8 protein-coding genes are annotated in these 12,429 nt (G+C 28.6%); 3 read left to right on the plus strand and 5 right to left on the minus strand.

Annotated elements, in window-relative coordinates; genetic code table 11:
* Positions 1-252 precede the first annotated feature (252 nt).
* From ACZ5SO_RS04330 to ACZ5SO_RS04340, 3 genes are all read left to right on the plus strand, one after another.
* Positions 253-1,626, plus strand: a complete 1,374-nt coding sequence (locus ACZ5SO_RS04330; protein ID WP_464623994.1) for an IS1380 family transposase — start codon at positions 253-255, stop codon at positions 1,624-1,626.
* A gap of 436 nt (positions 1,627-2,062) precedes the next feature.
* The gene (gene hisS, locus ACZ5SO_RS04335; protein WP_464627053.1) at positions 2,063-3,385 is read left to right on the plus strand and encodes a histidine--tRNA ligase; all 1,323 of its coding nucleotides are present in this window, start codon (positions 2,063-2,065) and stop codon (positions 3,383-3,385) included.
* Positions 3,385-5,904 carry a helicase-related protein gene (locus ACZ5SO_RS04340; protein ID WP_464627054.1) on the plus strand — a complete coding sequence of 840 codons (2,520 nt, stop codon included), beginning with the start codon at positions 3,385-3,387 and terminating at the stop codon, positions 5,902-5,904. The genes hisS and ACZ5SO_RS04340 overlap by 1 nt, the downstream gene beginning before the upstream one ends.
* A 92-nt stretch (positions 5,905-5,996) precedes the next feature.
* Here the strand turns inward: ACZ5SO_RS04340 and ACZ5SO_RS04345 are convergent, their stop codons facing one another.
* Genes ACZ5SO_RS04345 through ACZ5SO_RS04365 form a run of 5 tightly spaced genes read right to left on the minus strand, consistent with a single transcriptional unit; the run spans position 5,997 to position 12,324 of the window.
* Positions 5,997-7,346, minus strand: coding sequence for a glycosyltransferase (locus ACZ5SO_RS04345; RefSeq protein ID WP_464627055.1), 1,350 nt, complete (start codon positions 7,344-7,346; stop codon positions 5,997-5,999).
* 9 nt (positions 7,347-7,355) lie between these two features.
* A complete protein-coding gene (locus tag ACZ5SO_RS04350; protein ID WP_464627056.1) occupies positions 7,356-9,041 on the minus strand; it encodes a sugar phosphorylase in 1,686 nt (561 codons plus the stop codon).
* Between the two features lies 1 nt (position 9,042).
* The gene (locus tag ACZ5SO_RS04355; RefSeq protein ID WP_464627057.1) at positions 9,043-10,011 is read right to left on the minus strand and encodes a carbohydrate ABC transporter permease; all 969 of its coding nucleotides are present in this window, start codon (positions 10,009-10,011) and stop codon (positions 9,043-9,045) included.
* Entirely contained in the window at positions 10,005-10,880 is an 876-nt protein-coding gene (locus ACZ5SO_RS04360; protein WP_464627059.1) for a carbohydrate ABC transporter permease, read from the minus strand. Before ACZ5SO_RS04360 ends, ACZ5SO_RS04355 begins: the two co-directional genes overlap by 7 nt.
* Before the next feature lie 58 nt (positions 10,881-10,938).
* A complete protein-coding gene (locus tag ACZ5SO_RS04365; protein WP_464627061.1) occupies positions 10,939-12,324 on the minus strand; it encodes an ABC transporter substrate-binding protein in 1,386 nt (461 codons plus the stop codon).
* Positions 12,325-12,429 lie beyond the last annotated feature (105 nt).

A 12,429-nucleotide genomic window follows, 5' to 3' on the forward strand; every position in this document is an offset into this window, starting at 1 on the left:
TAAAGTAATTGTTATTTATTAGTTCAAAGTTACGAGTTTTACTCCAATTTAGTTGAATATATTAACATAAAATATTAAGTTGCTTTCTAAGTTGTAAAACTAAATAATTGATATTCTTAATTATTAATACCTGAATCCGTATAGAATACAAAATAAGTAAAATATATCAACATATGTATAGTAAATTATAGACTAAAAAAGCCTCTTATGTTACAATTAAATTATCACAAAAAACGTAACAGGAGAGGCCAAATGATTGATTTTGATTCTACAACAATTACACTAGAGAGTAAAGCAGGTTTAAACTTAATTTCTAAAATTTTAACATTTGCAATGATGAAAGTTAATGATAATGCTGAATATGATTTGGATACCCTTAAATCTAAAAGTCTTTTAGAAAATGAAACTATATATAAAACCTTAGTTGGTTTAAACTCTATGGGATTTACTAATTTTTCTGATGTAGAGCAATTTAGAAATAATGAAGTATTTAAAGAATGTTTAAATCTTAAATTCACTCCTGCTCAAGAAACACTAAGATTGTATTTAGAGAAAGAACGTAGTGCAAATTTTATTGAACATTGTAATTTAGTTAATATTGAATTACTAAAGAAAGTTTCTTTCCCATGTGAAAAGATAAGTGAAAAATATATTCCATTAGATTTTGATGTAACACCTATGATTAATCCTAAATGCAATAAAGAAGAATGTTCTAGAACATATAAAGGGGAAGATGGGTTTGCACCACTTATGAGTTACTTAGGCTCTTATTGTATTGGAGCTGAACTTAGACCTGGAAAACAACATTCTCAAAAAGATTCAATACCGTTTGTTCAAAAGGTATTGGATAATGCTAAAGAGATACTTACTTTAGAAGATTATAGTAAAGTGTTGTGTAGATTTGATAGTGGTCATGATAGTGTAGAAACTATTAATGTACTTGATAAAAATAATGTTAACTTTATTATCAAGAAAAAATGTAGAAGAAACGACTATTCACAAGATTTATTAGAAAGAGCTAAATCATTATATGATAAAAAGATATCATATGATTATAGACAAACAACTGTATACTATGGTTATTTTACCCAAATGTATCCAGTAGGAAAAGAAAATGTTACAAATAAGGCTCAAATAGCATTTAAGATAAAAGAGATTTATGAAGATAAAAAAGGTAATATATTATTATTTCCAGAAATAGAAGTAGAGCTTTATTGGACTAACCTTATTGAAGATGCAATAACAGTAGTTAATCTATATCATGATCATGCAACAAGTGAACAATATCATAGTGAAATAAAAACTGATTTAAACTTTGAAAGATTAGCATCTGGTAAATATAGAGTAAATGAAATGTTATTAGCAGCTATTACTAATGCTTATAACATTTTGAGAATAATTGGAGATATTACATTATTAAATCAATTCTATTTACCTGAAGGAACTAAGGGTAATAAAGATAGAATTAGAATGAAGACAATATTAAGAGATATTATTTATACTAGTGCCAGATATATGAGAAAAGGAAGAAATAAAGTGCTTCGACTCTATAAGAATAATCCTTGGACAGGGTTGTTATTAAGAATTGATAAATTTATTAACATATATTTTCCGCTTTCTGTTTAACACTCAAATAATATAAATACAAAACAACAGAAATAATACTTCTAATATCAATTAGAAGAGTTTAGTATGACTGAAAAAAGTTGTATTTGGAAAAAATTAAAAATATTATTCTTTCTTCTATCAAAATAATGGAATAAAATGTAAAAATAGAAATTGCTAAAACAAATAGACAAGATAAAATCCGTACAACAAAATAATTCAATTATAAAATAGCCAAAAATTAGCTATAATTATCAATTATTAAGATTTATACGGATTTAGGTAATAATAAAATAGTATGTTATAGTTGAAAAAGTAAAAAAATAATGACTTTTATTGATTATATCAAAAATACTCTTGTCAAATCGCATTGATAAAATCAAAATATTCGAGTATAAATGACTTATAACTTAGATATTAAGTATTCTTTATTAAATAATAATTCCATGGAGTATATATGTCACATAAAAACAAGATTATTGAGCCAAAAGTATTAAAAGGTTTTTCAGATTCTTTACCTAAAATTGAAATACAAAAAAGAAGAATTATTAACAAGCTTGAACAACTATTTTCATCTTATGGTTTTGTTCCTATAGATACTCCAGCACTAGAATATACACAAGTATTACTTGGAAAAGGTGGAGGAGAGACAGATAAACAAATTTTCCACTTCCAAGATAATGGTGGTAGAGAAGTCGCCCTTCGTTTTGATTTAACTGTTCCTTTTGCGAGATTTTTAGCAGCAAATTATAATGAATTAGCTTTCCCTTTTAAAAGATATCATATTAATAAGGTTTGGAGAGGCGAAAAACCTCAAAAAGGAAGATTTAGAGAATTCTACCAATGTGATTTTGATATTGTGGGTATAGATTCAAGTGAAGCTGATTTTGAAATTTTATCAATGATGAATCATTCTTTTAGTAAACTTGGAATAAGTAATTTTAAATTTCATGTAGCTCATCGTGGTTTATTTAATGCATTTTTACAACATTTAAATCTTTTGGATAGAAGTGTTGAAATTTTAAGAAGTGTCGATAAGCTTAGAAAAATCGGTGAAGATAATGTAAAAGATATCTTAGTAGATATTTGTGAAGATAAAGAGAAAGCTGAGTTAATTCTTGAATATATTAGATATGATGAAAATGAAACTTTCTTGCAAACTTTATCTCGCCTTTCTGCTTTAAGTGGTTGTGAAGTTGAGCATACAACAAGAATGACTGAAATCTATAATTACTTAGAAAAAGCTGGAATTAGTGAACACTTTATTTTAGATCCATCAATTACTAGAGGATTAGATTATTACACTGGAATTGTTTATGAAACTTTCTTAGAAGACTTACCTAATTTTGGTTCAGTTTGTAGTGGAGGAAGATATAATAATTTAGCTTCTCTTTATACTAAGAATGAGCTACCAGGCGTTGGATCTTCTATTGGACTAGATAGATTATTAAGTGCTCTAGTTGAGTTAGATAGTCCCCTATTAAAACAATCTAGCTCTAGTGATGTAATTATTTTTAATAAAGGAAAAGATATGTATCCAATTGGAACTATGATTAGCTCTAAACTTCGTGAAGCTAATTTAAGAGTAGATACATACCTTCAAAGTAAAAAATTACCACAACAATTCAAATATGCAGAGAAAAATTCTATTCCATATGGTATAATGTTAAATGATGAAACAATTTCTAATAATACTTTTACTTTGAAGAATTTAGAAACTAGAGAAACATTTGATCATATTAATATTGAAAAAGCAATAGAAATAATAAAAGGAAATTAATGAAAGACATGAGTCATTTGCCTGTTTATCAACACAGGCAAGAAATAATAGATTGTTTAAATACAAATCAAGTAATTGTAGTTGAGAGTCCAACCGGTTCTGGAAAGACTACTCAACTACCAATAATTCTTCATGAAGCAGGATTTGACAACAATTTATGTGTAGGAATTACACAACCTAGGAGAATTGCAACTTTATCAGTTTGTGATTTTATTAAAAAACAAGTTGAAGATACTGAGAGTTTTGTAGCATATAAAATGAGATTTAGTGATACAACTACAACTTCAACAAAAATTAAGATTATGACTGATGGGATCTTATTGATGGAATTAAAAACAGATCCATTATTAAAAAACTATTCAGTAATCTTAGTTGATGAAGCTCATGAGAGATCATTAAATATTGATTTTATTTTAGGAATGTTAAAGCAGGTAATGAAGCAAAGACCTGACTTTAAAGTTATAATCTCTTCAGCTACAATTAATACTAAAAAATTCTCACATTTTTTTGATAACTGCCCTATTGTTTCAATCAAATCAAAGTTATTTCCAATTGAAGAAATTTATATTAATGATAATTTTAGTAATGAAGATGTTTTAAACAATAGGATAGTTAGCATTGTTAAAGAGAATGCAAAAAAGAAAAATGGAGATATTTTAATATTCCTACCTGGTGAATTTGATATAAAGAACTGTATTAAAGCCTTAATTAAGAGTGATCCGGAAGAAAATCTTATAATATATCCTCTTTATGGTAGACTTAGTAAGGAAGAACAGGAAGCTGTATTTACAAAAACTCCAGAGAATAAAACTAAAGTTGTTGTATCAACAAATATTGCAGAAACTTCTATTACTATAGATAATATTGCAATTGTCATTGATTCTGGCTTGGCTAAAATAAATTTCTATAATCAAAAAAACTTTACAAGTTCTCTTGTTACTCTTCCTATTTCCAAATCAAGTGCTATGCAAAGACGAGGAAGATCAGGAAGAACTCAAAATGGTAAGTGTTACCGTTTATATTCTAAAAAATCATATGAATCTAGAGACATGTACACTCTAGAAGAGATATTAAGAACTGATTTAAGTGAAGTTGTTCTTAGGATGAGTGATTTAGGTTTATATGATTATGAACATTTCCCTTTTATTACTAGACCTAATAAAGAAGCTATAAAAAGTGCAGAAAATACACTTAAAATCATCGATGCAATTGATGATGATAGACATTTAACTGAAATTGGTGAGTTTATGGTAAAATTTCCATTACTCCCTCGTCATGCTAGAGTTGTTGTAGAAGCAATTTATAATTATCCTTCTGTAATAAATGAAGTATTAATTGCTATAGCTTTTTTATCGTCTAAAACACCTTTTATTCTTCCTCCTGACAAGATTGAAGAAGCAAGAGCTGCACATAAGGCTTTTAATAATGATAGATATGGGGATTTTGCAAGTTATTTAACCTTATATAAAACTTATGAATCTATTGAGTCTAAAACTGATAAAATGGAATTTTGTAAGAATAATTATTTGGATTATCAATCTATGCAAGAGATTGTACATATAGTTGAACAGCTAGGTGAGATAATAAGTGAAAATGGAATTCCATTAACTGGTAATGGATCTATGCATGATTATATTTGTTGTATTGCTAGTGGATTAAAGCAATTCATTTGCGTTAAAGAATACGGCTATATGTATAATACTTTATTTGCAAATCAAATATTTATCCATCCAGGTTCTGCAGATTTTAGAAACTTACCTAAATATATTGTCGCAGGTGAATTAGTTCAAACTTCAAGACTTTTTGCAAGAAGTGTCTCTCCTATTTTAGAAGATTGGCTTGATGATATACAAAAAGGTTTGAAATATGAGCTTGATGAAAAATTACAAAATTCTGATTCAGGAAAAAATAATAAGCGAAATAGAAGAAACAAACGTGGTAGAGAAATTGGTGTTGAAAATATAGCTAAAGGTGGTTCTGTTACCATTTATTCTAAAAACTATAAATTATATACTGTAAATAGTGGTAAGCGTCAAATGCGAGTTGCAAGAATTCCATATGAAGATATTTCATATCTTGTTAGAAAACATTTTAGCAGTAAAAAACCTATCCAAAATATAAAAGCTGAAGTAATTTATGAAGGCCGCATAATTCAAAAAAATGGTTCGTTTTATTCTCTATTAGCACTTGAGAACAAATTTGATAACCCAAAAACCGCTATTACTTTTACTCCAAGAGCTAATTATACTGCAGAAGATGCTAGAGAATTAATAGCAAACTTTAATAAATTGTTGAAGTTAACACCTCAAGGTAAAAACCAATATTATTTTATAAAATTACATGCAGCAAAGAATAATGTATATTTCTTTGAACCATGTAAAGATTACAGTAAAGCTTTAAATGATTCATTATTTGCTTTGCTTGAGTTGATGGAAGATTTAAAGCATTTAAATGAAAGAGAATCTTTTGCAACAGTCCAACGGTATTATTATAAAATGCTTAAATTATTGGATGAGTAAAACAGATAAATTTAGTTTTTTGTAATTTAAATATAAAAGAATTAGATACTATCAAATACAATCAGGGGGGAATTTATTCCCCCTATTAATATTTAAAGATCTTTTAATATTTTTTTTAATTTTATAGATAAACTTTCTATTGAAAAGTATTTCTTCCCTATTTCAAAGTTTTTTAAGACGCTTTTTTCTCTTTTTTCTTTGTCAAACAGAAATTCAATTGATTGGTCTTTAGCTTTTTCTAATAAATTATCATCAATTAAGACTAAATTATCTTTTTTATTGATAGAATATTTTGAGCCAAGGCTGACGTAATCAAAATCTTTATTTTTTATATCTGTGATAAAGACAGGATATTCAAAAACTACCATAGGAATTTTTGCAAATAAGCCTTCTAAAAATTGATTTCCCCAACCTTCCCAGTATGATGGGTAAGTAATCAAATCAGCAAAAACATAAGTATCCCATAAACTATAATACTTTATATTGTCTGAGGTTTTTCTACTATGAGCAACTCTATTACTAATACATCTTAAATCTACATTTAATTCTTTAGCGTGATTTTTTAAACGTTTAAGATATGTTTTTGTTCCATCATCATTATCATAACCTGCTAAAACAAGTACAAAATTAGAATTAGAGGTAAAAATTCTACCATCATAAAGCGTTTTTCCAATTAATTTTGGTTTAGTCTCATTTAATTTGCACACTAAATCAATTGCTAATTCAATTGCCTTTCTATCCACAATTCTAGTGGCTTGTAAGATTAAAATATCATTATCATTAAAGCCAAGATTCTTTTTAAAATTTACATTATAAGAATCTTTTTCCCATGAAGGTGCAATGAAATCAAAAACATTAGGAACGATAGTGCTTTCGATATTTTTTCTCTTTAGTAAAGTATCATGGCCTTGTTGATTTATAACTACATGTTTATATCTTGGATTAGTTGGAGGAAGGTATTTATCAGCAATTTCTTTAGCTAGGGGACAACCATAATGTACACCTTTTTTTCTTTCCCAAAAAAAATCATGATGCTGGGCTATGACTTTTACCTGTGTTTCTTCTATAACTTCTTCTAAAGCTATAGCAACAGCTATATTCATTGCTACAGACCAAATGTTTTGGACTATTACTAAATCAATTTTATTGTCTAATATAAAAGATTTGATTATTGGTTTAATTTTACTTACTTCATTATTTATTGTTTTTTTGTATTCTTCTTCATTAGAAAAAGTTTTTTCACCTTCGAAAGAATAAGCATATAGATCTATAGCTACTTGGGAAATATGGTATAAAGAGGGGTGAACCAACTTTCCGTTTATTTCCCCACCTAAATAAAAAACAGAGTGCCCCATTTTCTCTAGGGCAACTTTCCATTTATCCATTTCGAGAGAAACCCCATCAGTTCCTCCAACTTTATAATGGATCATTAAAATATTCATTATTTGCCTCTAATTATATAACCAAGCAACTTGGTAAGGAGTGAGAGTTCCATCAAAGATAGAACCATCTAATTGTTTATATGAAGTAAAATTAGTTTTTACATAACTATCACTTACATTTGTTAAACAAATAATAGAATTCCCATCTATTTCTCTCTTGAGAGCAAAAACTCTACTATCAACATCATCTAAAACAGTTTGAGAAGCATTAGGGGAAAAACATTTATTGCTTTTTCTAACAGCTAGTAACTTTTTATAACCATTTAATATTTTTGATCTAGATGAGGATGTATCTTCTATTTTTCTAACAAGCTCATTATACTCAATTTTTTCTCTATTAATTGCCCTATTAGATTTAGTTAATTTAACTCCTTCAACCCAATTTCTTGAACCAATTAAACTGTGAATATATATTCCAGGAACGCCTTTTAAGCAAAGTAATATAGATTGACTTGCTAAAAATCTCTTAATTTCTATATCTTTCTCAACATTTCCGCTAATTTTAAGAGCATCAAAGAAGTTAACATTCATTTCATATGGGCTTTCCTTGCCATCGCTATCGGTTTTGTAGGATACAAAACCTCCTAAATCTTTGACTTTATTAGCCATCATTTTAACTTCTTCATCACTAACTAAGCCTTTAGCTGGTAAGAGTCCAATTCCATCATGACTAGCTAAAAAATTAAAGAAATTTACTTTATCAGATGGAAGTTCTAAGGAAGAAACCCATTTTCGAATTATAGAAGCATCTTTCTTTAAAAAGGTATAAAGAGTTAATGGTGGTAAAGGAAAGTTGTATACCATTGAAGCTTCATTATATCCGTTACCAAAATAGGAAATATTTTCTTTATGTGGAACATTTGTTTCTGTTATCAATTTAACATTTAAATTCGCACTTTCAATAATAAGTTTAAAAAGCTGAATAATTTTGTGTGTTTGGATGTTATGTATGCAAGATGTACCTAATTCTTTCCAGATAAAGGCGATTGCATCAAGTCTAATGTATGAAGCTCCCTGTTCTACATAAAATTTAAAGACATCCAGAATTTGTAATAATAACTCAGGATTATGATAATTTAAATCTATTTGATCACTTGAAAAAGTTGTCCAAACGCTTTTAGGCCCATCTTTTGTCTCAACTTTTGTTAATAACGGTAAGGCTCTAGGTCTAAATACTTTAGAATAGTCTTTATTTTCATCACAAGTAATAAAATAATCAGTATATGGGCTATGTCCTTCAATAAATTCTTTAAACCATTTACTACTTCTAGAAACATGATTTGCAACTAGGTCAAACATTAATTTAAAATCTTTTTTTAAAGAAGTAATATCATCCCAAGATCCTAATTTATCATTAACTTTTTTATAATCAATTATAGAAAAACCATCATCTGAAGAATAAGGGAAGAATGGTAAAATATGTACAGTGTTGATATGAGAGGAGAGATATTTAGTTAAAAACTTATGTAAAGTAACAAGAGTTTTTTCATCTTTTTTAGCATCATATATACTATCGCCATAAGTTATGATTATAGAGTCGTTTTGGGATAAAGTTTTCTCCTCTTCACTACAACCATATTGGCTAAGCTCTTTTATTATATCATTTATTTTTAAACTATATGATTTAGCGGCATCTTTTCCATAAAGAGATTTTAATATATCGAAGATTTTTTTAGTATTATTATTGAGTGTCATTTTATTCTTTTACTCCACCAGCAGTTTTATTTCCTGATAAGAAATTTTGTATGAGCATGAACAATATTACAACTGGAACAGCTGTTAATAATGAGGCAGCACTAACTCTATCCCAAATAGCATTTTTAGAAACAAATAAAGCTTTAAGTGCTATTGGTAATGTATACATATCTGTATAAGATTTTAAGAAAACAGAAGCAAATAGATATTCATTCCAAGCAATCATAAAAGAGTATACCCAAACAGTTGCGATAGCGCTGAAACTTAATGGTATTATAATTCTAACAATTGTTTGGAATCTTGAATAACCTTCAATGAATGCAGCTTCTTCAATTGAGAAAGGAATTGATCTGAAAGAATTTCCTAACATATACAAACAAACAGGTAAAGTTTGAACTATATAAATTATTACTAATGAAAGTGTTGTTCCTCCTTCTGAAGCTGTTAATCCTAAAGTTGTAGATATTTTAAATAATGGAATCAATAGTAAAATACCACCAACCATATAAACAAATAATACACCTCTTTGGATTAGCTTTTGACCTCTATATTTCATTCTAGCTATTGAGTAAGCCCCAAAAATAGCTATTATTAATGATAGAAGGGAAGCCGTTAATGAAAACTTTAGAGAATTTGCAAAATATTCAAAAAATGGGAAAACATCGGATGTGTCAGTATATTTTGCTAAGATTGCATTTCGTTGCTCATCAGTTAAATTTGGAGTTTCATCTAAAAGTTTAGCAACTGATGCTGGAATTTCAACTTCAACTTGTTCCCCTATTCCTAAAATTTCAGAATAAGCTGTAGTGTTTATTTCAGTTGGAATTAAAGAAGGATTTCCCCAGTCCCATGAGAATTTTAAAGATGTTGATAACATTTGTATAAATGGGAATATACTAAATAATACTATTAATAAAACTAAAATTGTAAACCCAATTCTTTTTATAACTTTATGATTATTATTTACCATTTTAATACCTTCTTTACATAAATTAATATTAACCCAACCAACAAGGAAAATTGTATTACAACTAAGGCTGAACCTTGACCTAAATCCATACTTCCTGTAAACGCTTTAAAATAAGTATAAACGCTTAAGACTTTGACATTATCAGTTAACAAATAAACTTCTTCGAATTTATTAAAGTTCCATATAAACCTTAATAAAACAATAGAGCCTAAAACAAAGAATAATTCAGGTAATGTAATTGAAATGAATTTTCTAATTGCTCCTGCCCCATCTATTTCAGCAGCTTCATATAGTGTAGTATCAATTGTTTGAAGTCTTGAAAGAATCATTAAGTAAGTAAAAGGAAATGCTTTCCACATACTAAAAACAACTGCAACCCAAAGTGCATATTTAGGATCTGCTATCAAATTAAATCTACTGCTAGATAAATGTAGTACATCAACTAATACATGCATGAAAATACCATTTACTGGATCAAAGAAAAATTGCCATGAATAAACGGTTGAAATTACTGGAGCTACATATGGTAAAAGAACTAATGATCTTACTAAGCCCCTGAGTGGGAAATTTTTATTCATTACAAGAGCAACAATTAAGCCCATTACTGTAGTTAATACTGTAGTTGCTATTACAAAAAAGAATGTGATACCTACAGATGCCCAAAATGTTGAATCAGTTAGAACGTTAGCGTAATTACTTAATCCTATAAAAAAAGCATCACCATTCATCTTTACGTCAAAGAAGCTTAGAAAAACATTGTAAAATATAGGATAAATAATTAATAATCCGATGATTAATACTGAAGGTAATACTAATTTAATACCTAATCTAGCATCTTTTTGTTCAAGTGTAAGTTTCCTTACCGACATGAGTTTCTCCCCTATTAAATTTCAGGAGAAGAAAACCTTCTCCTGAATAATAAAATTATTAATTTAATTTATTAATTTCTTTTGTTGCCCATTCCATTGCACTATCAATATCAAGACCTTCTTGAGTATATTTGTAAATCATTTGTGGAATAATTTGTTGAGCTGTTACTTGGTCAGCTTTTTCAATCTTTACTCCATCAACAATACCGAATGTCTTAATGTCTTGCATACCTTCAACAATTTCAGAAATTGATTCTTTACCATATCTTGAAAGAACTGAATTATCTAAGAATTCATCAGTTTCAGCGATGCCTTTGATTACAGGATTCATACCGCCTGGAGCCATGTGTAAGAATGTAACGTATGAGTTAGGTTGATATAAGTATTCAATGAACTTTTTAGCAGCTTCTGTTTTTTTAGCATCACCTTGGTCAACAATACTTAGTGAAACGATAGTTCCATATGAAGCAGAATCAGTGTTTGTTATAGTTGGAACCATACCAGTGTGGCTAGCTAATTCTGGGTCAAATTGAGAGCCAGCTAAATCACTGAAGTTTTCACTAGTTAGTGATGAAGCAGCAGCTTCTTGTATTGCTAAATCGTCCATGATATAAGTTGAATAGAAGAACATAGCCATTTTGCCTTGTAAGTAATAGTCTCTAGCTCTCCAAGTTTGTGGTCCTGGTGGATTGTATTGTGCTAAGCGGCCATAAAATTCGATTGCTTCTTTCATTTCAGGAGTGTTAAAGGTTAAATTACCATTTTTGTCAAATAAAGAAGCACCATTAGACTGAGCAATTGGTGTGAAACATTGTTCAGTGAAGTTTTCGGCTTTAGTTCCAACTAAAATTCCATAAGTATTTTTACTAGGATCATTAAAGTATTTAGCAGCCTTTTCAATGTTTTCCCAAGTTGTTGGTGGTTCTAATCCAGCTTCTTCAAACCAGTCAGTTCTATACCATAAACCTTGCAACCAACCATGGAAAGGAATTCCATAAGCCATGCCAGATTCAGATTCATTCATCTTTAGAGCACCTTCGAAGAATTTGTCTCTACCAATTGAATTAATAACATCTTCATTAGCTTCTACATCGATTAATCCATCGGCCCCAAATGAAACCATAGTAGTTGCTGCCCCTTCTACTAAAGTTGGTAAAGTATTTGAATTTGCAGCTGTTGCCATTTGAGATGTAACATCATTTTCATCTACTGCAATCAATTTAACTTTAATATCTGGGTTCATAACTTCAAATGTGTCGATTAATAACTGAATAGTTGATTGTCTATCAGTTTGTGTTTGGGATGTCCAATATTCTATGGTTACAGGTTCCATACTCTCTACAGGTTCTTCAACCTGAACAGATTCTTTTGATCCGCTTGCAAAAATAAAAGTGCTACTTAATAGCAATAGAGCAGAACAAATTCCAAATTTTACTAATTTCATAAAATTCCTCCTAATTTTTATAAAAAAACATATATAGCTTAACTACTTCAAAAAGTAATTAAAGTTAAACAAAAATATATAAGTACAATTAATTTTAAAAATCTA

Source organism: Pleomorphochaeta naphthae (assembly GCF_055396005.1).

Coding starts and splice junctions, on each gene's coding strand:
- ACZ5SO_RS04350 (WP_464627056.1), bottom strand. CDS start 9,041: ATGACACTCAATAATAATACTAAAAAAATCTTCGATATATTAAAATCT.
- ACZ5SO_RS04330 (WP_464623994.1), top strand. CDS start 253: ATGATTGATTTTGATTCTACAACAATTACACTAGAGAGTAAAGCAGGT.
- hisS (WP_464627053.1), top strand. CDS start 2,063: ATGTCACATAAAAACAAGATTATTGAGCCAAAAGTATTAAAAGGTTTT.
- ACZ5SO_RS04365 (WP_464627061.1), bottom strand. CDS start 12,324: ATGAAATTAGTAAAATTTGGAATTTGTTCTGCTCTATTGCTATTAAGT.
- ACZ5SO_RS04345 (WP_464627055.1), bottom strand. CDS start 7,346: ATGAATATTTTAATGATCCATTATAAAGTTGGAGGAACTGATGGGGTT.
- ACZ5SO_RS04340 (WP_464627054.1), top strand. CDS start 3,385: ATGAAAGACATGAGTCATTTGCCTGTTTATCAACACAGGCAAGAAATA.
- ACZ5SO_RS04355 (WP_464627057.1), bottom strand. CDS start 10,011: ATGGTAAATAATAATCATAAAGTTATAAAAAGAATTGGGTTTACAATT.
- ACZ5SO_RS04360 (WP_464627059.1), bottom strand. CDS start 10,880: ATGTCGGTAAGGAAACTTACACTTGAACAAAAAGATGCTAGATTAGGT.